Annotated in this window: 26 protein-coding genes and 1 tRNA gene; 13 read left to right on the plus strand and 14 right to left on the minus strand. The window is 45.4% G+C overall.

The annotated features are described in order from the left end of the window. Positions 1-55: 55 nt before the first annotated feature. Entirely contained in the window at positions 56-1381 is a 1326-nt protein-coding gene (locus R7D93_RS04675; RefSeq protein WP_005384889.1) for a Na+/H+ antiporter family protein, read from the minus strand. Positions 1382-1409: 28 nt separating this feature from the next. Then, positions 1410-2054: a ribonuclease T gene (gene rnt, locus R7D93_RS04680; RefSeq protein WP_005384888.1), complete on the minus strand. Its 645-nt coding sequence runs from the start codon at positions 2052-2054 to the stop codon at positions 1410-1412. 341 nt (positions 2055-2395) lie between these two features. Here rnt and motY point away from each other — a divergent pair, with 341 nt between their 5' ends. Continuing rightward, positions 2396-3277: a flagellar protein MotY gene (gene motY / locus R7D93_RS04685; RefSeq protein ID WP_005384887.1), complete on the plus strand. Its 882-nt coding sequence runs from the start codon at positions 2396-2398 to the stop codon at positions 3275-3277. Between the two features lie 120 nt (positions 3278-3397). Here the strand turns inward: motY and R7D93_RS04690 are convergent, their stop codons facing one another. From R7D93_RS04690 to R7D93_RS04745, 12 genes are all read right to left on the minus strand, one after another. After that, the gene (locus tag R7D93_RS04690; protein WP_005384886.1) at positions 3398-3832 is read right to left on the minus strand and encodes a DUF2753 domain-containing protein; all 435 of its coding nucleotides are present in this window, start codon (positions 3830-3832) and stop codon (positions 3398-3400) included. 150 nt (positions 3833-3982) lie between these two features. After that, the gene (gene gloA, locus R7D93_RS04695; protein ID WP_005380739.1) at positions 3983-4399 is read right to left on the minus strand and encodes a lactoylglutathione lyase; all 417 of its coding nucleotides are present in this window, start codon (positions 4397-4399) and stop codon (positions 3983-3985) included. A gap of 32 nt (positions 4400-4431) precedes the next feature. Further along, the gene (nth, locus tag R7D93_RS04700) at positions 4432-5073 is read right to left on the minus strand and encodes an endonuclease III (RefSeq protein WP_005380743.1); all 642 of its coding nucleotides are present in this window, start codon (positions 5071-5073) and stop codon (positions 4432-4434) included. A 64-nt stretch (positions 5074-5137) separates the two neighbouring features. Beyond that, on the minus strand, positions 5138-5830 hold the full coding sequence (locus R7D93_RS04705; RefSeq protein ID WP_005380745.1) for an electron transport complex subunit E: 693 nt from the start codon (positions 5828-5830) through the stop codon (positions 5138-5140). Further along, the gene (rsxG, locus tag R7D93_RS04710; RefSeq protein WP_005380747.1) at positions 5830-6462 is read right to left on the minus strand and encodes an electron transport complex subunit RsxG; all 633 of its coding nucleotides are present in this window, start codon (positions 6460-6462) and stop codon (positions 5830-5832) included. The genes R7D93_RS04705 and rsxG overlap by 1 nt, the downstream gene beginning before the upstream one ends. Before the next feature lie 7 nt (positions 6463-6469). After that, entirely contained in the window at positions 6470-7516 is a 1047-nt protein-coding gene (gene rsxD, locus R7D93_RS04715) for an electron transport complex subunit RsxD (RefSeq protein ID WP_005390256.1), read from the minus strand. Then, a complete protein-coding gene (gene rsxC / locus R7D93_RS04720; protein ID WP_225495436.1) occupies positions 7516-9924 on the minus strand; it encodes an electron transport complex subunit RsxC in 2409 nt (802 codons plus the stop codon). The genes rsxD and rsxC overlap by 1 nt, the downstream gene beginning before the upstream one ends. A gap of 8 nt (positions 9925-9932) precedes the next feature. Then, positions 9933-10529: an electron transport complex subunit RsxB gene (rsxB, locus tag R7D93_RS04725; RefSeq protein WP_005380760.1), complete on the minus strand. Its 597-nt coding sequence runs from the start codon at positions 10527-10529 to the stop codon at positions 9933-9935. A gap of 3 nt (positions 10530-10532) precedes the next feature. Beyond that, complete coding sequence (gene rsxA / locus R7D93_RS04730) at positions 10533-11111, minus strand: electron transport complex subunit RsxA (RefSeq protein WP_005380762.1); 579 nt, start codon at positions 11109-11111, stop codon at positions 10533-10535. Positions 11112-11416: 305 nt separating this feature from the next. After that, the gene (pflB, locus tag R7D93_RS04735) at positions 11417-13714 is read right to left on the minus strand and encodes a formate C-acetyltransferase (RefSeq protein WP_205390964.1); all 2298 of its coding nucleotides are present in this window, start codon (positions 13712-13714) and stop codon (positions 11417-11419) included. A gap of 351 nt (positions 13715-14065) precedes the next feature. Beyond that, positions 14066-14141 (minus strand) — tRNA-Asn (locus tag R7D93_RS04740). A 261-nt stretch (positions 14142-14402) separates the two neighbouring features. Next, positions 14403-15125 (minus strand): XRE family transcriptional regulator, encoded by a 723-nt coding sequence (locus tag R7D93_RS04745; protein WP_140249196.1) that lies wholly within the window; start codon positions 15123-15125, stop codon positions 14403-14405. 432 nt (positions 15126-15557) lie between these two features. Between R7D93_RS04745 and R7D93_RS04750 the strand changes: the two genes are divergently transcribed. From R7D93_RS04750 to R7D93_RS04805, 12 genes are all read left to right on the plus strand, one after another. Further along, a complete protein-coding gene (locus R7D93_RS04750) occupies positions 15558-17792 on the plus strand; it encodes a DNA-binding protein (RefSeq protein ID WP_140249197.1) in 2235 nt (744 codons plus the stop codon). Between the two features lie 62 nt (positions 17793-17854). Next, positions 17855-18562, plus strand: coding sequence for an AAA family ATPase (locus R7D93_RS04755; protein WP_025636970.1), 708 nt, complete (start codon positions 17855-17857; stop codon positions 18560-18562). A gap of 10 nt (positions 18563-18572) precedes the next feature. Beyond that, complete coding sequence (locus R7D93_RS04760) at positions 18573-19085, plus strand: hypothetical protein (protein ID WP_140249198.1); 513 nt, start codon at positions 18573-18575, stop codon at positions 19083-19085. Beyond that, complete coding sequence (locus R7D93_RS04765) at positions 19085-19603, plus strand: helix-turn-helix domain-containing protein (protein WP_180803834.1); 519 nt, start codon at positions 19085-19087, stop codon at positions 19601-19603. Before R7D93_RS04760 ends, R7D93_RS04765 begins: the two co-directional genes overlap by 1 nt. 73 nt (positions 19604-19676) lie before the next feature. Next, complete coding sequence (locus tag R7D93_RS04770; protein ID WP_140249199.1) at positions 19677-19949, plus strand: hypothetical protein; 273 nt, start codon at positions 19677-19679, stop codon at positions 19947-19949. Next, positions 19934-20131 (plus strand): hypothetical protein, encoded by a 198-nt coding sequence (locus tag R7D93_RS04775; protein WP_140249200.1) that lies wholly within the window; start codon positions 19934-19936, stop codon positions 20129-20131. The genes R7D93_RS04770 and R7D93_RS04775 overlap by 16 nt, the downstream gene beginning before the upstream one ends. Beyond that, positions 20119-20733, plus strand: a complete 615-nt coding sequence (locus tag R7D93_RS04780) for a DUF3164 family protein (RefSeq protein ID WP_140249201.1) — start codon at positions 20119-20121, stop codon at positions 20731-20733. Before R7D93_RS04775 ends, R7D93_RS04780 begins: the two co-directional genes overlap by 13 nt. An 11-nt stretch (positions 20734-20744) precedes the next feature. Further along, positions 20745-20945, plus strand: a complete 201-nt coding sequence (locus R7D93_RS04785) for an ANR family transcriptional regulator (protein WP_140249202.1) — start codon at positions 20745-20747, stop codon at positions 20943-20945. Continuing rightward, positions 20942-21136, plus strand: a complete 195-nt coding sequence (locus tag R7D93_RS04790; protein ID WP_140249203.1) for a hypothetical protein — start codon at positions 20942-20944, stop codon at positions 21134-21136. The genes R7D93_RS04785 and R7D93_RS04790 overlap by 4 nt, the downstream gene beginning before the upstream one ends. A 60-nt stretch (positions 21137-21196) precedes the next feature. Further along, positions 21197-21391, plus strand: a complete 195-nt coding sequence (locus R7D93_RS04795) for a hypothetical protein (RefSeq protein WP_140249204.1) — start codon at positions 21197-21199, stop codon at positions 21389-21391. Further along, a complete protein-coding gene (locus tag R7D93_RS04800) occupies positions 21384-21959 on the plus strand; it encodes a gp16 family protein (RefSeq protein ID WP_140249205.1) in 576 nt (191 codons plus the stop codon). The genes R7D93_RS04795 and R7D93_RS04800 overlap by 8 nt, the downstream gene beginning before the upstream one ends. 166 nt (positions 21960-22125) lie before the next feature. After that, complete coding sequence (locus R7D93_RS04805; protein WP_140249206.1) at positions 22126-22653, plus strand: hypothetical protein; 528 nt, start codon at positions 22126-22128, stop codon at positions 22651-22653. The last annotated feature ends 42 nt before the right edge of the window (positions 22654-22695 follow it).

Below are 22695 nucleotides of genomic sequence, written 5' to 3' on the forward strand. Positions count from 1 at the left end.
GCCGCTCATTGAGCGGCTTTTTCGTAACTAATGTATATCCATCCAAACAATAGTATTAAAGCACCATTGCTGCAATCCAACCAAAGATGATTAGAGGGATATTATAATGGATAAAGGTTGGAACGACTGTTTCCCAAATGTGCTCATGTTGACCGTCGGCATTTAGACCAGATGTAGGGCCTAATGTAGAGTCAGAAGCTGGAGAGCCTGCATCACCTAACGCCGCTGCAGTACCTACCAGTGCAATCGTTGCCATCGGCGAGAAACCGAATGCTAGCGCAAGAGGCACATAGATAGTTGCAAGGATTGGAATCGTAGAGAACGATGAACCAATGCCCATTGTTACTAATAGGCCAACGATCAGCATCAGTAGTGCAGCTAGAGGCTTATTGTCACCGATGCTGGTTGATAGCGATTGTACTAGTGTTTCAACACCGCCAGTTTGCTTCATTACTGCTGCAAAACCTGCCGCTGCGATCATGATGAAGCCAATCATTGCCATCATGTGTACACCTTTAGTGAACACGTCGTGCGTCTCTTTCCATGCGATAACGCCGCCGAAAGTGAACACCATAAAGCCAGCTAGAGCACCGATAATCATTGAACCCGTGTAAAGCTGAACACCCAAAGCAGCGACAATACCAAGTGCCGCAACTAAGATGTGCTTTTTATTAATGACGTGATCGGTTTCGTCAACGACAGTCAACTCAGTTTCTTTGTAGACACGCGGTTTACGATAGCTCACAAAGATAGCCAGTAATAGACCAAACAGCATCCCTGCACCTGGCAGTAACATGGCGGTTGGGACTTGGCTTGCAATCACATTCTCCAAACCGTTGTCATGTAGGTTCTTTAATAGAATGTTGTTTAAGAAAATACCGCCGAAACCAACAGGTAAGATCATGTAAGGTGTGATCAAACCGAAGGTAAGAACACACGCGACCAAACGTCGATCGAGCTTAAGTTTCGCAAATACGCCCAAAAGAGGTGGAATCAAAATTGGAATAAAGGCGATATGGACCGGAATTACGTTTTGAGATGACATAGTGACAAGAACGAGCGCGACTAACACCGCGTACTTTAACCCGGTAGTTGACGCCGAGTTTTCTTTACCATTTAAGCGCTTGATAACACTTTTGGCCAGTAGATCCGTGATGCCTGATTTCGAGATGGCAACAGCGAAAGTACCTAACATGGCGTAGCTTAGCGCGATAGTTGCACCGCCACCTAGACCACTTTCAAATGCGGCAACCGTATCCCCAAGGCTCATGCCTGCGACTAGGCCGCCTACGATGGCACTAAACGTGAGGGCAACCACCACGTTTACGCGCATCAATGCTAACACGAGCATGACGCACACTGATATAACGACAGGATTCATACTTTTCCTAATATGTTGTGTTTACTTATTATTCTTCGTCGACAAGCGGCCAACCGCCGAGGGCCTTCCATTTGTTGACAATACCGCAGAATAATTCTGCTGTTTTTTGTGTATCGTAAAGCGCAGAGTGTGCTTCACGGTTATCAAATTCCATCCCGGCTGTTTTGCATGCTTTAGCGAGAACTGTTTGGCCATAAGCAAGGCCACTTAATGTAGCCGTATCAAAAGTAGCAAAGGGATGAAAAGGGACTCTTTTTAGTTTACAGCGTTCATTTGCTGCGTTTACAAAACCCAAGTCGAATGCTGCGTTATGAGCAACCATAATTGCACGTGAGCAATCTGCGGCTTTTTGTTCTTTGCGAATAAGCTTATAAATTTCCTTTAGCGCCTCTTGCTCAGAAACAGCACCTCGAAGAGGGCTGAAAGGGTCACGAATACCATTGAATTCAAGCGCTTCTTTTTCTAAGTTAGCGCCTTCAAATGGTTCCACATGAAAATGAATGGTGGAGGCCGGATGCAACACGCCATGTTCGTCCATTTTCAACGTAACGGCACAGATTTCTAAAAGTGCATCAGTTTGAGCATTGAAACCAGCGGTCTCAACGTCTACTACCACAGGGAAATAACCACGAAAGCGTTTTTTCAAGGTTAGAGCTTCATTTTCTAGTGTCATGTTGGCTTATTTTTGTGTGACGAAGGCTGCATTATTGCAGATTATACCGATGAGAAAAACCGCAATTTAAGAGAAAACCGGAATTCTATTTTGCATCCAATCAATAAGTTTGTATTGCATATTATGTAGACGTTTATTCGCCATACTTTGCATCATGTAAACCGATAAAACATGAGGAAGTAAAACGCTAAGTGGCGGTTAAGGTGATTGGAACACGGTGGCTCACATTAATGGCAGTGTGACAGATAACCCTATATTGGCGAGATTTTTGCATGCCGGTTGAAGTGGTTTTATTGATGCAAATTGACGGCAACAGGCTGCCGTTTAAGAGACAGTATTAGATGAAGAAATGGCTGATTACCAGTGGTGTTGTATTTTCGTTGTTTAGCACAAGCAGCTTCGCTTTGATGGGCAAACGTTATGCTGCAACTCCACAGCAATCTCAATGGGAAATGGTGGTCAATACACCATTAGAATGTCAGCTTGTACACCCCATTCCAAGCTTTGGAGATGCGGTATTTTCATCTCGTGCGAATAAAAAAATCAATTTAGACTTTGAGTTAAAAATGCGTCGTCCGATGGGAGAAACACGTAACGTCAGTCTCATTTCTATGCCGCCACCTTGGCGGCCAGGTGAACACGCCGATCGAATTACAAACCTAAAGTTTTTTAAACAGTTTGATGGTTATGTCGGAGGGCAAACAGCATGGGGCATTTTGTCTGAGCTGGAAAAAGGCCGTTATCCGACTTTTAGTTACCAAGATTGGCAGAGCCGAGATCAGAGAATTGAAGTCGCATTGTCATCAGTACTATTTCAAAACAAGTACAACGCGTTTAGCGACTGTATTTCCAACTTATTGAAATATAGTTTTGAGGACATTGCTTTTACGATTTTGCACTACGAAAGACAAGGTGATCAGTTAACCAAGGCTTCTAAAAAGCGTTTATCACAAATTGCAGATTATATCCGACATAATCAAGATATCGATCTCGTGCTGGTGGCGACGTACACAGATTCAACCGATGGTAAAAGTGCGAGTCAAAGTTTATCAGAGCGACGTGCAGAGTCACTTCGTGACTATTTTCAGTCTCTAGGGCTACCGGAAGATCGAATTCAAGTGCAAGGGTACGGCAAGCGTCGTCCTATTGCAGATAACGGTTCCCCAATAGGAAAAGACAAAAACCGCCGAGTCGTGATATCTCTAGGGCGAACCCAAGTGTGATGCTTATAAAAACGCCGAAGCTGAAAGTTTCGGCGTTTTTGATTTACTGACGTTGTTAATAATATTTTAGTGGTATTTTGCCAAGCACCTTTCGGTGATTCCTGCTGTATAATTTGAATGTTAGTTTAAGCGGAATTTGGCAATGACTTCGCAATTGGTTGCGGTATCTATTTTTTCAACCTGTTTGGCAATAGCTGGATTAGGGTGACGCTTCATAAAGTCTATCAACGCCTTAGTACAGCATCCTATCGAGTCGATAAAGCTTGCACACTCTTTATTTGGGCATTGTGGGATAAGTGTTAAGACTTTCTCAGAGGCCAGTTGAAGGTATTTGAGTTCATAGTCAGTATCTCCGGCCCAACGCCAGAACTGAGCTAAGTTATGACAAGAAATCACAGAAATTAATAATCGCTCGTCCGCCTCAATTTCCACACATTCGCTAATATCTTCACTCAGGCTTAGGGCTTGCTGGTAATGAAGAATGCTGCGAACAGGGTCATCTAGTTGAAGTGCCGTATCGGCTAGAAGTGTGTGTTTTTCCCATTCACTGATCATTATCGTAATCCCGCATATCGAAGTTGCGGATAAATCTAAACGATAACCATTATCAAGTAAAGAGTTTTGTTTATAAAAGGACAGGCAGATCGCAGACCTGCCTGTAATCGGAGTTCAACTTGCAGTACAAGTGATTATTAGAAGTGCCGCTTAGCCTTCAAGACCTGCTGAAGCTTGCTTATTTTGAATAAGCTCAATCATATAACCATCTGGGTCTTTTACGAATGCAATGTGCGTGCTTCCGCCTTTTACTGGACCTGGCTCACGCGTCACATTACCGCCCGCCGCTTTGATAGCGTCGCAAGTTGTGTAGATATCGTCAACACCAATGGCGATATGACCAAAAGCGGTACCTAAGTCATACTCAGTTTTACCCCAGTTGTAAGTCAGTTCGATCACTGCACCTTGGGATTCGTCACCATAACCAAGAAACGCTAGCGTGTATTCGTACTCTTTATTTTCGTTAGTACGAAGCAGCTGCATGCCCATAACTTCAGTGTAAAACTTGATGGATTTGTCTAGATCACCTACGCGAAGCATAGTGTGGAGAATTCGACCGTTTGACATTTTTTGCTCCTAGCTTTGATTTACAAATAGCGTTAGCTATCTGGGTATACTTTCTCTTTATATTCGCACAAATCTTCGATAATGCAGCTACCGCAGCGAGGCTTTCTTGCTACGCACGTATAACGACCATGAAGAATGAGCCAGTGGTGCACATCGAGTTTGAACTCTTTTGGCACAACTTTTAATAGCTTCTGCTCGACATCATCAACCGTTTTTCCCATCGCAAATTTAGTGCGATTCGACACGCGATAAATGTGCGTATCGACGGCAATAGTTGGCCAACCAAAAGCGGTGTTGAGCACGACGTTTGCGGTCTTGCGACCTACGCCTGGTAGCGCTTCTAACGCTGCACGATCTTCAGGAACTTCACCATTGTGTTTTTCCAACAAGATCTTACAAGTCTTGATTGTGTTTTCTGCCTTTGAGTTAAACAAACCGATGGTCTTTATGTATTCTTTTAAGCCATCGACTCCCAAATCAAGAATGCTTTGAGGTGTATTCGCTACAGGGAAAAGCTTATCGGTGGCTTTATTGACGCTTACATCGGTTGCTTGAGCTGATAGTAATACAGCGATTAGCAGCTCAAAAGGGGAGCTCCAGTTAAGCTCAGTTTGAGGATTCGGATTGTTTTCTCGTAATCGCTCAAGAATTTCGATTCTTTTTATTTTGTTCATTGCTGACTTCCAATACCGTCTCTGCGGTTTATGAAAAAGGCTCCTATGACAGAGCCTTATCTTGTTATGCGTTAGTGACGCGAGCACGTTCTATGGTTGGTTTTTCTTCTTTTGGTTGACGTGCCTGAATTGAATTATCTATGACATTTTTGAGCGCTATCAACAGCCCAACACCGATAAATGCACCAGGTGGGAGAAGCGCTAACAGGAAGCTATTGTCAAATTGGAAAACTTGAATCCGTAGAGCTGAAGCCCAGTCTCCTAGGAGAAGGTCTGCTCCGTCGAATAGTGTGCCATTACCAATTAATTCGCGCATGGCACCTAAAACAACCAAGACGCTCGTCATACCAAGGCCCATCCACAAACCATCTAGCGCAGCGGGTGCAACATCATTTTTTGACGCGTAAGCTTCTGCTCGGCCAATAATAATACAGTTCGTTACAATCAGAGGAATAAAGATACCTAGAGACAGGTACAAACCGTACGCATAGGCATTCATTAACAACTGAACGCAGGTAACGAGTGAGGCAATGATCATAACGAATACAGGTATACGGATCTCTTTTGGCACATAGTTACGGATAAGAGAAACTGTTACGTTGGATCCAACTAGCACGAGTAAGGTTGCAATACCAAGACCTAATGCATTGGTTATCGTGGAAGAAACCGCTAGCAGTGGACATAAGCCCAGCAGTTGTACGAGAGCGGGGTTATTACTCCACATACCGTTTTTCATCAGTAATTTATTCTCATTCATTACTGCTCTCCTTCACAGCCTAACGGCTGGCTAAGAATGTCTTCACGAGATTGGTTTACGTAGTTAACGGTATTTCGCACCACTTTTACGACGGCTCTTGGCGTGATCGTTGCACCAGTAAATTGATCGAAATCGCCGCCATCTTTACGAACTTTCCACGAATTCCAATTGTTTTCCGTGACTTGTTTTCCTGTAAAGCTCAGGATCCAGTCGGTGACACGAAGATCGATTTTATCGCCCAGACCAGGGGTTTCTTGGTGGTTTAGGACGCGTGTCCCCAAAATATTGCCCTGATTATCAATCCCAGTAATCACTTTTATCTCACCATTGTAGCCATCTGGCGCGATAGATTCTATTGCGATTGCTGTTGGTTCACCATTCTTCGTGGCGAGGTAGGCTGGCATCGCACGTAATGTCCCCAGATCTGGAGACGTGACCATTGTACAAGCTTGTGTGAGTGCGTTGTCATGCATGTTTTCTGGAATGACTTGATTCAAAACAGAAAGTAATTGTTTTTGCTCTTGTACCTTGATTTGGTCTTTTGTTAGGTACTGAGTAAGGGCGACTAATCCGGTTGTTGCACAGGCAAATATCGCGAGTGTCAGACCATTTTTTCTAATAGCGGTTAACATGTTTACCTCAGTGACCGTAAGTTCTAGGTTTGGTGTAGTAATCGATCAGTGGCACACACATATTTGCAAGCAACACTGCAAATGCAACACCATCTGGGAAACCGCCCCAACTGCGAATGATAAAAACCAAAGCACCAATAAGCGCACCGAAGATTAAACGTCCTTTGACGGTGGTAGACGCCGAAACGGGATCGGTTGCAATAAAGAATGCGCCAAGCATGGTTGCACCAGATAACAAGTGTAAAACTGGCGACGCAGTTTCCCCTGGCGTCAGCAACGTGAACACGAGGCTAAACAGAGTCAGACTCGCAAGGAAACCTGCTGGAATATACCATTGGATGATACGCTTTTTGATCATGACTATGCCGCCAAGAAGGTAAGCAAGGTTTACCCATTGCCAACCAATACCACCTAAGCCATCAAATATTGGCTGCGACATTACTTCGCTTGGAGTGGCACCTGTAAGAATGCCAGTCTTAAATGCATCAAGTGGTGTCGCCATTGTCACGCCGTCAACACCTGAGCGAACTTGCTGAAGTGATAAGCCGTCGTAATCATAGCCCGTAAAAATTAAAGAGAGTGTATCTGCAAAATTTACATGATCAGGTATGAGTGATGTCGGTGCACTCCAACTCGTCATTTGTACTGGGAAAGAGATCAACAAGACCACATAAGCGACCATTGCAGGGTTGAATAAGTTTTGTCCAAGGCCACCATAGAGGTGTTTAGCGATTACTATCGCAAAAATAAGCCCGATCACCATAATCCACCACGGAGACCATGGTGGTATAGCAACGGCTAACAACCAAGCGGTAACTATTGCACTGTTATCACGTAGCGCTCTCATTGGTGAGCGTTTACGACAGATCATGACTAAGGCTTCAAGGGATACAGCGACTGCAATGGCAAAAATCAGTTGAATAAGCGTACCCCAGCCAAAGAAGTAGGTTTGAGCTACTAAACCTGGAAGTGCGCAAAGTGCCACCCATTTCATTAAGTCTGGCGTACTACGACGACTGTGGGTATGCGGTGAACTGGCAATAAAAAACGACACTACTCGTTCTCCTCAGTATTATTTTTATTAGCTTCTTGTTGCGCTTTGCGTGCCTTCGCGCGCGCAATTGCTGCGGCAACCGCGGCTTTCTTCGGATCCACTTCTGGTTCTTCGGAGGTTGCTTCTTCAACAGGCTCTGTTTGCGTTTCTGGCTTCGCTTTGCGCGCTTTGGCACGTGCAATGGCAGCAGCCACTGCGGCTTTCTTCGGATCGTCGGTTTGCTCAGCAGGTGCTTCAGCTTCTTCCGCTTCAGTTGAGTCTGCTTGTTTCGCTTTACGTGCTTTGGCACGTGCAATCGCGGCAGCCACGGCGGCTTTTTTCGGATCTTCGGTTTGCTCGGCAGGTGCTTCGGCTTCTTCCGCTTCAATTGAGTCTGCTTGCTTCGCTTTTCGTGCTTTGGCACGTGCAATCGCAGCAGCCACGGTGGCTTTTTTCGGATCTTCGGTTTGCTCGGCAGGTGCGTCAGCTTCTTCCGCTTCAGTTGAGTCTGCTTGCTTCGCTTTACGTGCTTTGGCACGTGCAATGGCAGCAGCAACCGCGGCTTTTTTCGGATCGCCGTCTTGCTGCGCAGACGTTTCCGATTCTACAGATTCAGTTGAATCTTCTTGTTGTGCTTTTTTCGCTTTAGCTCGGGCGATGGCGGCCGCAACTGCCGATTTTTTATCATCAGCGTTATTGTCTGGCGTTTCGCCTTGTTCTTTTTGCGCTTTACGTTCGCGAGCAAGACGTTTGCGTTCTTCGCGCAGTTTTGCCATTTCTGAGTTATCAGGTTCACTAGAGCCTGCTTTAGCTGCTGCCGCTTGTTTCGCCTTCGCTTTGGCAATGGCTGCCGCTACGGCGGGTTTTACTGCTGGCTCTGCTTTTTCTGTGGTTTCTGTCTTTTGAGCTTTCACTCGTGCGATTGCTGCTGCTATCGCATCATCGCCGCCAGAAGACTTCATCTCTTTACGGCGCTGATCGGCAGCTTTCTTGAAGCGATTTTCACGTTCTGCTTTTTCGCGTTCCATACGCGCTTTTTTCTCTTCAAAACGCAGTTTTGCTCGCTCTGCAGCTTCCGCTTCTTGTGTTCTAGTTCTAATTTCTGCTTTCGCTTGGCGGTAGTACTGTACGAGCGGAATTTCACTTGGACATACAAACGCACAAGCGCCGCACTCGATACAATCCTTTAAGTTTAATTCTTCGAGTTTGTCATACTCTTCAGCTTTTGCATGCCATTGCAGTTGTTGAGGCAGCAGCGAAGCAGGGCACGCTTCTGCACATTGGCTACAGCGAATACATTCCATCTCATACTGGTGCGGAGAGATCTCACGACGAGTCGGAGCAAGGATACAGTTTGCTGTCTTGGTAATCGGCACTTGGGAGTGAGGAAGGGTAAAGCCCATCATTGGCCCACCCATAATTAAACGCTGTAACTTCTTATCTGCTTTATAGCCAAACTCATCCAACAGTGCTTGTACTGGTGTCCCTAATAATGCCCAAACGTTGCGTGGTTGTTTGAAGGTTTTACCAGTGAGAGTCACGATGCGTTTTATCATCGGCTCACCGTCGATGACTGCGCGTTTTATAGCGTAAAGAGAACCAACATTCTGGACCAAAATACCAATATCTGCTGGAATCGCGCCACTTGGCACTTCTTTATTGGTTAAAATTTTGATCAGCTGTTTTTCACCGCCAGAAGGGTATTTAGTTGGGATAACGCGAATAACGATGTCTTTGTTTATAGCCGCAGCTTCTAGCGCTTTGATTGCTTCTGGTTTGTTGTCTTCAATGCCAATAATCGTGAGCTTTGGTGTCAGGATATGTTCGACAATTTCGATACCTTGAATAAGCTCTTCGGCATGTTCTTGCATGAGCTTGTCATCAGACGTGATGTATGGCTCGCACTCTGCTGCATTAACGATAAGAATCTCGGTACGAGCAAAACCTGATTGGATTTTTTTTGCAGTAGGGAAGCCTGCGCCACCCATACCAGAAATACCAGCGAGACGAATAATATCAATCAGTGCGTCAGGGGTTTCTTGTTGGTAATCTGCGACGGGGTTTCTTTCACACCATGCATCTTTCCCATCAGGCGTGATGACTGCGCACAACTCACTTAACCCAGAAGGGTGCGCGACAGTTCGTGGCTCAATCGCGGTGAGCGTACCTGATGTTGGAGCATGCACTGGAACCGTAAAGCCGGTCTCCGATTGCGTTAATGGCTGACCTTTTAATAAGTAGTCACCTTCGGCAACCAGTAGGTTACCCGCTTTACCAATGTGCTGTTTTAGCGGCAATACAATTTCTGACGGGATAGCCGCATGAGCGAGTTCAGTTTTGTTGGACTGCTTTTTATTTTCTGCCGGATGCACACCACCTGGGAAATCCCAAAGCGCGCCTGTACGAATTTGTTCAATCAAAGACAACATGTGAAACCTTACTTAATTGAATCTTTCACGTTCGCTGCATTGTCGGCAGCATCCGTAATGTTAAGTACCGGAATGGAGTGAAGTTGCCACTTCCAGCTTTCTGTGGTCGTTGCCACAGGAATCATTTCAATACAATCAGTCGGACATGGGGCAACACACAAGTCACAGCCCGTACATTCATCTTTGATTACGGTATGGACCGCCTTTGTTCCGCCTACAATTGCATCCACCGGACACGCCTGAATACACTTAGTGCAGCCAATACACATGTCTTCATGAATAAACGCAACGGTTGGAATTTTGCTGTCGAGATCGTGCGCAGATTCTTCTGGCTCAACACCCATTAAGTCGGCGAGCTTTTCGATTGTTGCCTGACCACCAGGGGGACATTTGTTGATGTGGTCGCCATTTGCAATTGCTTCAGCATAAGGGCGGCAACCAGGGTAGCCACATTGACCGCATTGAGTTTGCGGTAAAATGGCGTCGATTTGATCCACAATAGGGTCCGCTTCAACTTTAAAGCGAATAGAAGCAAAACCAAGTATCGCGCCGAAAATCGCAGCCAGAACCGCTAACGCGATAATCGCAATTAAAATCGTACTCATCGCTTACTTCACCAAACCTGTAAAGCCCATAAAGGCGAGTGACATTAAACCTGCTGTAATCATTGCTATTGATGCCCCTTTAAAAGGCACAGGAACGTCGGCGGCGGCTATGCGCTCTCGCATGGATGCAAAAAGTATCAACACCAATGAGAAACCAACAGCGGCGCCGAAGCCGTAGATGATCGATTCAATAAAGTTATGGTTTTCATTAATGTTAAGAAGTGCCACGCCCAATACTGCGCAGTTTGTTGTGATCAGCGGTAAGAAAATGCCAAGCAAGCGATAAAGCGTCGGGCTGGTTTTGTGCACAACCATTTCGGTGAACTGCACCACAACGGCTATCACCAAAATAAAACTCATGGTTCGAAGGTACTCAATACCCAGTGGACGAAGGATGTAGCTTTCCACTAAATACGCACACACTGACGCGAGCGTTAGCACAAAAGTTGTCGCTAAGCCCATACCTATTGCTGTTTCCAGTTTTTTGGACACGCCCATGAAAGGACATAGGCCCAAAAACTTCACCAGTACAAAGTTGTTCACCAGCACAGTGCCGACCAACAACAAAACATATTCGGTCATAGTTATTACGTTCTTAAAATCCGATCTTGATATTATCGTGTTTTGTGACACCAATAACAACCAGTGAACGATGTGGTTTTACATACACGATGGAAAAATAGTCGTCTATTTGATCTATTTTGATGAATCAATAAGAAATTGAATCGTTTGCTGAATGTATTGTTAGCGAGAGGATACTACCTATTAATTTTCATCTAATGTGTGATTTTAAAAAAAGCCCGCCTCTCCCAGGTAGAAAAGAGAGGCGGGCAATGCATATTTACAAGCTAATTATTTAAACTTTCTGAGTGCTTGATGGACTGTGTTTATATCTTATTCGTGAAGGTACGAGTGATGACGTCTTGCTGTTGCTCTGTCGTTAGAGAGTTAAAACGTACCGCATAACCAGACACTCGAATCGTCAACTGAGGGTATTTCTCTGGATGTTCAACCGCATCCAATAACATCTCTCGGTCTAGAACGTTGACGTTAAGGTGTTGACCACCTTCAATCGCAATGCCCTCGTTGCTTGCTTCGTGATGGAAGTAACCATCCATTAGCGCAGCTAGGTTCTTCTTCTGACTCAAGTCATCTTTACCCAATGCGCTCGGCACAATTGAGAAAGTGTAAGAAATACCATCTTTAGCGTAAGCAAACGGTAATTTAGACACCGATGCCAGAGACGCAACCGCCCCTTTTTCATCACGACCGTGCATTGGGTTTGCACCCGGTCCAAAAGGCATACCTGCGAGACGGCCATCAGGTGTATTACCCGTTTTTTTACCGTAAACCACGTTAGATGTGATTGTTAAAATCGATTGAGTTGGCACTGCTTCGCGGTAGGTGTGCATCTTCTGAATTTTCTTCATGAAGCGCTCAACTAGATCACAAGCGATGTCATCAACACGGGCATCGTTGTTACCAAATTTTGGATAATCACCTTCGATTTCAAAATCAACGGCGATGCCATCTTCATCACGAACAGGTTTCACGGTCGCGTATTTAATTGCCGCCAAAGAGTCAGCGACAACAGACAGACCTGCAATACCACACGCCATCGTGCGGTGCACGTCGCGATCCATCAGTGCCATCAGTGATGCTTCGTAGCTGTAACGGTCATGTGAGTAATGGATGATGTTCAACGCTGTGACGTATTGCGTTGCTAGCCACTCCAACATATTGTCGAAACGAGGCATCAAAGCGTCAAAGTCGAGAATTTCATCTTGAACTTTGTCCACTACCGGACCCACTTGCGCTTTCGATTTTTCATCGATACCACCATTGATGGTGTAAAGCAGTGCTTTTGCAAGGTTGGCACGTGCACCAAAGAATTGCATGTGCTGACCAACAACCTGCGGGCTCACACAACAGGCAATCGCGTAGTCGTCATTGTCGAAATCAGGACGCATTAGATCGTCGTTTTCGTATTGAACCGAAGAGGTATCAATCGACACTTTTGCAGCATATTGTTTGAACGCTTCAGGTAATTGCTCTGACCAAAGAATCGTCATGTTTGGCTCAGGAGCAGGGCCCATAGTATGTAGAGTATGTAAGTACCGGAATGTCGTTTTAGATACTAGCGTACGGCCATCAACGCCCATACCAGCCATGGCTTCGGTTGCCCAGATTGGGTCGCCAGAGAACAATGAATCGTATTCTGGTGTGCGTAGGAAGCGAACCATGCGTAGCTTCATGATGAAGTGGTCAATCATTTCTTGCGCTTGTGATTCATCAATCAAACCGTTTGCTATATCGCGTTCTAGATAGACGTCTAGGAAAGTCGAAGTACGGCCCAGTGACATTGCTGCGCCGTTTTGCGATTTAACCGCCGCTAGGTAGCCAAAGTAGGTAAATTGGATCGCTTCTTGTGCAGTTTTTGCAGGTAGCGACATATCAATGCCGTATTTCAGACCCATTTGACGAATGTCTTCAAGCGCTTGAACTTGATCGGCTATTTCTTCGCGCAGACGAAGTGTTTTCTCAAGATCGTTGCCTTGTTCTAAGAACGTTTGTGTTGAGTTGTATTGCTCTTTTTTGTCTGCTTTTAAGAAGTCGATACCGTATAGGGCGAGACGACGATAGTCACCAATGATACGACCACGGCCATAAGCATCAGGAAGGCCCGTGATGATGCCTGATTTACGACACGCCAGAATTTCTTGGGTGTAAAGGTCGAAACACGCTTTGTTGTGAGTTTTACGGTATTCAGTGAAGATTTTTTCAACCGTTGGATCTAGCTCGCGGCCATAAACTTCGCACGAGTTTTTTACCATGCGAATCCCGCCATTGGCGATGATTGCACGTTTTAGCGGTTGATCAGTTTGTAAGCCAACGATCTTTTCCAGATCTTTGTTGATGTAGCCTGCATCGTGGGAAGTGATTGTTGAGGGCAAGTCTGTGTCAAAATCAATAGGGGCGTGTGTGCGGCTTTCTTGTTTTATGCCTTCAAGCACTTGGTTCCATAATGCTGAAGTGGATTCGCTAACTTCAGCTAAGAAAGTCTCGTCTCCCTCATAGGGTGTATAGTTTTTTTGGATGAAGTCACGAGTGTTGACAGAGTTTTGCCATTCACCAGCAGTAAATCCAGCCCATGCATCTAGCATGTCAGTTGTCGGAATAGTCATAAGTAAATCCCTAAGTTATTGATAATTAGAATGGAGGCGACGAGTAGGACGGAACCATTCTTAACCCTTTTAATCGTATGGATTTATTTGGTATGAGTAAAATGAATGCTTTTCATTTTTTCAATGATTAAATTGCATTAATAATAGATTCAATTGGTTATGATTGTTTTTTGCTAGAAAAGAGACAGAATTAAATGTGTGGTACTGTGAGAACACTATCTATGACAATGTTATGAGTTCTGTAATTTGAACTTATTTCGGTGTGATTTTATGACGCCTAGATTGGCTTAGATTTCATGGCGATTAAGATACAAAAAAAGCCGTGTCTTGCGACACGGCTTTTCTATAATCTGGCTCCTCCTGCTGGGCTCGAACCAGCGACCTGCGGATTAACAGTCCGTCGCTCTACCAACTGAGCTAAGGAGGAATTGCTTTGCTTGAAAGCGGGACGAATCTTACCGAGCACTCATGTAACCTACCATCTAATATGAAAAACATAAGGAATAGATAGGATTTGGCCGAAATAAGTCGGAAGTCCACGTCTTTCAACGGCTGAGGATACTATCAGCTCGAAAAAACAAAATCCACTAGAAATGAAAAAAATCTGCTGAAATTTTCCTAGTTAGCGCAAAAAATGAGAAAACGCTCAAATTGATAAAGAGTATCCGATTTGGCGTTTAAAGCTCATTTAAATGTCTGTAGCTCTCTGAACCACACGGCCTACGATGCACAACTGATCTAGCTTGTCTTTTGGTACTTCGATTGGAGCGTAATCCTTGTTGTCACTGATAAGAGTCAGTGAGCCGTCATAGCTCTTCTGGATTCTCTTGGCATAAAGCTCATCACCCAGGCGAACCACATATATTTTGCCGTCAATAGGGGTTGTTGAATCCCTATCAACCAACAATGAGTCATTGTCTGTAATAGTGTCGGCCATAGAGTCGCCTCTCACGAACACAACAGCACAGCGCTCAGGGTTTAATCTCTTGAACTTAAGGTATTTCTTTCTGAAAGCCAGCCAACGCTTAGGTTCCTGGTCAAATGCATCACAGCCATTGCCGGCTGAAACCTGAATATGGAAGCCTGGTACTAAGCAAAACTCCTCTTCAAACACTTCTACTGGATTGATAGGAGAAGGCTTAGCTGGAGTAGCGTCAGCTGCTTTGCCATCTTGGCTGCTTTCTTTGCCTGTTGCCAACCAATCAATAGATACACCACAGGCTGAGGCTATCTTAAATGCTGTTTCTAGGTTGGGTATCGAGCCTTTAAGTATCTTTCTTAAAGCTCCTTCTGTTACTTCAGTACGCTTTGCGAACTGGCGTAAGCTTTCTTCGCCAATCAATTGTTCCAAGCGCACAGCTACCGATCCGATTCCCTCTGGTTGAATCGGATCATCGATCCGTTTTGTCATCTGAAGATCCGTTTTTAAAAATATCCAATCAAATCAAAGATATATATTTCTTTAATAGCTAAAGATCGCATTAATTGAAACGGATGCGTACCTTGGTGTTGAAATTAACTCCGGTACGCACTATTATCATTACCACAGTGCGCAGTGCGTACTGTGGTTCGTTTTAATTAAGAGTTCGCAGTGCGAACGAGAACAAGAGTGTAACTGAAAGCATGGATATAGTCACTGCAAGAGACATACATGCAGCTTTAATCCGCAAAGGTTATAGCTGTCGCAGTTGGGCTATCGAGCAGGGTTACTCGCCTAGGACGGTGCAGAAGTGTATTCAAATACATGCACCGGAATCCCAAAAGAAAATTAAGGGCAGAATTTACATGGATATTATGAAAAAGCTGTCTGAAACGATTGGGCAAGATTTGGTTGGAGGTCCACATGAATAAGGAATGGTTTACTCCAACTGAGCTAGCTGGGCTGCCAGGGTTACCTAGTACCGATAGGAATGTAAGAACAAAAGCACAGAAGGAGCTATGGAAATCTCAGAAGCGTACCAAGGGTAAGGGCAGTGAATATCACATATCTTCACTACCACTAGAAACAAGATCTTACCTGCAAAAAATGATGGTTTCTAAGTTGGCTAAGTCTGATAAAGCCACGCAAGAAGCCGTAAAAGACGTTGCATTATTCGAAGGTGGTGAAAAGCAGTCTTTTGCATCAACTCGTCAAGCGAGAATGAAGTCGGCTATTGCCTTAAATAGCTTACCTGAGGCTCAGCAGAACCGAGCTAACGCCAGAGCACGGATTGTAGAGTTGAGAGCTATGTTTCTGGAACCATTCAAACTGGCCAACAACTTAGTTGCAGGTGAGCACGAGTTTGTTAATGCATACAACAGCGGGCTGCTTGAGCTGGATAACTGGATTCTAAGAGAGGTATCTCAAGTCAGTTTCAGTACGTTGCGCCGTTGGAAAAAGCAGTTAGAGCAGGAAGGTATTGCACGTTTAGCTGGTAAGTATGAGTCCAATAAAAAATCAGGGCTTATCGAGCAACAACCAGAAATTCAGAATTACCTAATTGCGCTGATTACTAACAAGCCTCACTTAGCGAAGCGACCAAATGTGATGCACAGAATGCTAAAGGAAAAGTCGTCTGCGTTCCCGCATTGGAATATTCCCTCGGCCAGCTCTGTTTGCCGTTGGCGAGATAAGTGGCTTGCGGGTAATGGGGCGAAGTTTACCAACTTGACCAACCCCGACGCATACAACAACAAGCATCGACCTCTATACGGGAAAATGTACCCATGGATTTCAGCTCCTAACGATTGCTGGGAGTTCGATAGTACGCCAACAGACGTTCAACTAAACGTGGATGGCAAGCTGGTTAGGCACAGCATTATTGCCGCGATCGATGTCTACAGTCGCAGAGTGAAACTGTTGCTTGCTCCTACTTCATCGTCAGAAGGCATTTGCTTGCTACTGCGTAAATGCATCCTCGACTGGGGCATCCTTAACCCTGGTGGTGTAGCTCGTACCGATAACGGTTCTGACTACGTCTCGAATCGAGTTAGTACCGTAATGCAGATGCTGGATTTGGATCAGTCGAGAGCTAATCCGTTCTCTGGTTGGGAAAAGCCATATGTCGAGCGCTTTTTCGGGACGCTAAGCCGAGCTCTATTTGAGTTACTGCCTGGTTACATCGGTCACAGTGTCTCTGATAGACAGCAGATTGAAGCAGCAAAAGCTTTTGCTCAGAGAATTGGTGAAGGCAAGAAGAAGCTACAAAAAGAAGCGTTAGAGTTGGCATTAACACCCGCTCAATTAGAGGAGGTGATGAACGATTGGCTGGAGCATCGATACAACCATACGGCGCACGAAGGGCTTAAAGGTGATACGCCATTTAACCGTTATGTGTCTAGTGGCTACAAGCCAAGAAAACTGTCAGACCCGCACAGTATCGACCTTCTACTCAACTTTGTTGGTGAAGCAACCGTAATACGCGGTGGAGTGAAAGCACAGTCAGTTAGGTACACAGCTCCAGAGCTAATGAATCCAGACTGGGACCGCAAAAAAGTACGAGTGTTTTTGGACCCATCTGATGTTGGCTCCGCAACCCTTTACTCGTTGGAAGACATCGGTACTTACGTTGAAGCGGTTAACGATGAGTTGGTCGGTAAGAGCATCTCACCTGAGAAGTTCAGAGCCGCTCGTAAGAAGTTCAACAAAGAAATTAGCAATTTCCGAAAAAGTGCTAAGCGCCTGCAAAGTGAGTTCGGCATTGACACTCAATACGCTGAATCTCTGGCAGCTGATAAGGCCAAAAACAACCTGGCAGGGTTGGATCTACCAGCTGAAACGGTAGACAACCAAGTATTAGGCGCACTATCAAAAGCCAACAAAGCGAAGCACAAAGACACCTCTCGAAGTGAAGATGAGCTGGAGCGCTTAGAGATAGCAAGGCAGCACCTAATTCAACAAGAAGAACAGGTTCGAGAACAGAAAGGCATGGCAATCAGAAACATTCATGAGAAGGCGAAATACATTGCCAGTCAATCTCTTGAACGTGAGTTAACTGAAAAAGAGGAGGAATTCTTAACGAAGTATTTGAAGAACCCAGAGAACAAATTCAGCCGTAAGGCTATTGAAAATATTATGGCGCACCGCCGCCAAGCATGATGCGCCATATAAACACCGTCAGTAAAAGTTCAAACTTAAAAGTGCTATAAAGGAGTTTAGCAATGAAACCAGTAGTTGCACCAGTTAAAAACCTTCTTGCTACACAGATCGCATTAGAGATGTTGTTACAACGCTCATATGGCGTTCCTGGTATCGGTTTGCTGCATGGACCCAGCGGGCTAGGAAAGACCACAACAACAACCTACCTCTACAATCAGGTCAATGGCATTTATGTCAGTACCCGAGCGCATGATTCGACAAGCAGCTTGCTGCAACGAATTGTTGAAGAACTTGGCGCACAGCCAATGCATCGCATCAGCAAAAATGTGGACTTCATCATTGAGCAGATGAGTATGCATGAGCGCCCTTTGTTCATTGATGAAGCGGATTACTTGATGAATGACAAGCGCCTGCTCGAAACCATTCGTGATTTATATGATGGCACTGAGGTGCCAATCATCCTCATCGGGATGGACCAAATTGCACGTCGTATTAGCAGTCATAAACAGTTTTACAACCGTATTTCTGAATGGGTCGAGTTCAAACCTGCCGACATTAGTGACGTCAGAACCATGGCTGAATCTCTGCTTGAGCATGATATTCAAGTTGAGGATGACTTATTAGAGCACCTCCGCATGGCGACTGGTGGTGAGCTACGTCGAATCACTATTGGTCTGCAAAAAATTGAATCTCTAGCAGTCGCTAATGACCTCGATCTTGTCACGCTCGATGCGTGGGGCGATCAGCCTTTCCACGGAATGAGAGTTTAGCGAGGGTGTTATGACAGAGCGACAGCTTGCTTGGTCGTATATCAAGCAGCTCGGCGGCAAAGAGTTCACCGGGATGCAGATAGTGCAGGCAGTAGAGTTAAACAATTCAAGAACCAAGAGCCTTATTTCAATGCTAGTTGAGTTAGGGCGAGTGGAGTTAGTGGATAAAGGGCCAAGCCTTTTAAAGAATCGATATCGCGTTGTCGATCCTAGCCCAATTCCTAATCGGTTCTTAAAAAAGAAAAGACCGAATCGCCCCAAAGTAAATCAACGGTTATGGAATTCATGTCGAGTACTCAAAGTTTTTTCTCTTCATGACTTATGCGCGACTTCTTCAGCTGCTCTATCAACAGGACGCAATTTTTTACGTCCGTTGATGAAAGCGAAGATCATCCGCAAGGTTAATGGCCCAGACGGAGAGCTTTACCGCTTGAACGCTAACTTGAGTAGCGCATGTCCAGAAATTACGGCCGATGGAGTGCTGATTAAAGGGCGCTTCTTTCCTTTTCAGGAGGAAACCTGATGAGTGAAAAAACTTGGTTGGATGCGTTAAAAGCAGAGATAGAAAAGCCTGGTAACTCTCAGAACAAAGTTGCGAAGGAGCTGGGCATCAGCACATCTAAACTCAGCCAAACGCTTCGAGGTGTTTATCCAGGTTCTGTGGAGGATATCCGAATCAAAGTTGAGGGTATGTACCTGACAAGGACAGTGACTTGTCCTGTCAAAGGTGACATCCCAATACACGAATGTGCAGATAATCAGCAGCGCCCGTTTTCTTCGTCCAACAGGGAGCGAGTGCGGTTGTACAAGGCTTGTCGTTCAGGTTGTCCTCATTCGAAATTGGAGCAAACCACCAACACTAAAGCTATCAGCGTAGTTTCGGAAGAAAGCGACATCTACAACCTAGATAACCAATTGGCGTTTTTAAAGAGAGAAGCAAAAGGCAACTCACTTCGATTAAACGAATTGCTGGAGGCGGAGTTAATAAAGCTTGCCGCCAAATACAACCAGTTACTTTGGGCATCGAAGTATAAAAAATAGCCAAAGCAATAACCGAAGTGAATCAGCTTCCTCCTATATAAAGGAGGAAACTGGTTCACAAGGAAGGTGATTTATGACCATTACAACGAACACAATCAGCAACCAAGAAAGACAGGCTTCCCACGTTATAAAGAAGCTTCGCCATTACGGTTGCAAAGTAGTAGTAGCAATGAAAACACCACGCGGCGTGATTATTAATATCGAACAGCCAACGCCTGAAATGAAAGCTAAAGCCGTCGAGATTAAACAGTTTTTAAAGGGCGTTTATTCCACGGTTTACACACTGCAGGTTGACGGTTGTACCGTGAACTGGAAGCAAGGAGACCTGCCATGTCGACTGCATTAAGTGCCCAAGTGGTTATCGATGTATCGCTGGATACAGAAAACAACAAGGTGCGTTACGCGGTTCTCACCAACGAAGGTGATTGCAGCGGCATTAACCAACTGGCTGAAAAGCTCACCAAAAGAGTCTTACTTGCGCTTCCTGAATGCGCGAAACCACAAGGAATTACTAAATGTCAGAAGTAGCAGTACCAGAAGGCTATCGCCTAAAAGCCAATGGAACCTTAGTACCTGAATCTCAGGTTAAAGATATCGATAAGTTACGTGATGATTTGGTCACGGAAATCGTGGAGAAAGCCAAGGCCGCTCAACAAGCTTTAGCTGAATTCAAAGCCATGGCAATGAGCCAGATTCGTGATTTTGTTGACCTTTCGGCAGAGGAATACGACGTGAAGTACGGCGGCACCAAAGGCAACGTTTCATTGCTGTCGTTTGATGGCAAGTACAAGTTGATGCGTGCTGTGGGTGAGCACCGCGTATTCGATGAACGTATTCAAGTGGCGAAGAGCAAGATTGATAGCTGTATCAGCCGTTGGTCAGAAGGTGCGAATGACCACATTAAAGCGCTGGTGGAGCATGCGTTCCGAGTCAATAAGCAAGGCCACATTGATTTGAATTCAGTGCTTTCATTGCGCTCACTCAATATCGATGAGCCTGACTGGATGGAAGCAATGGAAGCGATTGCTGATTCAGTACAAGTCACGGGAACCAGTGCTTACCTGCGTATTTATGAGCGTCAGGAAAACGGCCAGTACAAGCAGTTCCCTCTCGATATCTCAAAGCTCTAAGGAAGGAAAAGATGGCAAAGGAAAAAAGCAATTATCCAGACTATGCCGAGCATGCGGCCAGTTTAGAACAGGTCGGCTACCTCAAAGATGCCGCTTTTGCCTGGCAGGTAGCAGCAAACTACGCAGTTAAACCAGAGAACCGTCACTGGGCAGAAAGCCGCTCTCAGTTTTGTGAGAAGTGGGCTTGGCGTTACGAGAAGGAGGCAGCATGACACAGTTTACCAGCCCCCATGACCAAGAGGCCGTCGAGAAAGAAATCGATCTAGCGCAGACGCTGATTGAAATCGAAGGAACGGGATACCACGATGATACCTACGAAGACGGCGTGATAGCCGCCCTGAGATGGGTGCAAGGGCGATGGTCCGCCCCAACCAGTGATGCCATAGAGCACTTAGAACGGTAGCCAACAGATGTATATCCCCGCTATCGCGGGGATTTTTTTACCCAAAATTCAGGAAATATTATGTTTGAAGCAAAGTTAGTATGTGACGCTAACGGGTGTCATGAAGAGCTAGACCTCCGTTTAGAACATCCCGACGATGGTGTGATCGAAGTTGAAAAGGCAGAAACTGGTAACGGTTGGGACTTTGATTGGGATACAGGGTTTAGTTACTGCCCAAGCTGTAAGTTGAAAGTGGAGGCGGAATGCAATGGTTAACCGTAACCGCCTTATCCAAATCATCCATGTTGCCAAACGCGAGCTGGTTCTGGAAGATGATGTTTATCGTCTGCTGTTGGAAAGTGAAACGAACAAAACCTCTTGCAGCAAAATGAACATCAAAGAGCTTGAACAAGTGCTTTCGGCATTAGAGGTCAAAGGATTTAAACGCAAGGTAAACAGCAGTAAAAAGCCATTTAAACGCCGTTTAAGCCCTAAGTCGGGCAAGTCGAAAAACACCATTATTGATAAGTGCCGTGCCATTTGGATCTTGATGGCTATCCATGGCTTTGTACGTGACCGTTCTGAGAGTGCACTGGATAAATACACTCAGCGCATCCTCAAAAATCAAAAAGACAAAGTGGACTGCATTGCCTGGTGTGATGAAGACCAAGCCTCACAGGTGCTAGAAGCGCTTAAACGCTGGCACCGTCGAGTCATGATTGACGAGATGAAAGACAAGGGTTGGACCGTACCGTGGAATGAGCGCACCAATAAACCCATGGGTTATGACGCTATTGCCGAGCATTACAACTGGATGCTGAATTTACGTAAGGAGGCCGAGTGAGCAATTTGAATCGCAAGGCCAAGGAGCTTATTAAGCACGTGCGAACCCATGGCAGTAAAACAGAGGAAGAGGCGATAGCTTACCTTGAACGGCATTGTGGAGATTGGCGAAACACACCATTACCAAGGGCCAAAAGAATAAAATCATTAGGTACAGGGGAGGTTGAATGAAGTTATCGAGATGTCCTGTTTGTCATGCCAACCTGCACTTAGAAGCGCTGGTTCAGGATGATGCAGGTCGAGAGCTTTTGGGAGAGGTGGCAAAGTTGCCAGATTTTGTCGCCAAACCAATGTTGAGCTATTTGGGCCTGTTCCGTCCGGCCAAGCAGGATTTATCCAATGCGCGAGCGGTGAAGCTGCTGCGAGAAGTATTGGAAAAGTACCGAGCCGATCATGTCTTGGCTTCAGCCTTAGCGGAAACAGTCAGTAAGATTCATGAAAAACGTTCTAGCTATAGCGATTCAAAACCCTTAGCAAACCACAACTACTTAAAGCAGGTCTATCAGTCTGCAGCGACTCGATTAGGTGGCTCTCCAGATGGCAAGCAAGCTGGGCCGCAAGTGAGTCAACCAAATGACGATGGCTCTGCCTGGTACTTTGAACAGGCTGAACGCATGCTCAAGGCGGGACAAGACCCATTAGGCAAAGAAAGCTCTATTGCGAGTCGGTTGAAAGAGCTTGGCTGGCAACCTTAGAAATGCACCTACCTTTATCCAAACCACTCTTCGGAGTGGTTT

Source organism: Vibrio sp. YT-15 (genome assembly GCF_033337445.1).
GTDB lineage: Bacteria > Pseudomonadota > Gammaproteobacteria > Enterobacterales > Vibrionaceae > Vibrio > Vibrio alginolyticus.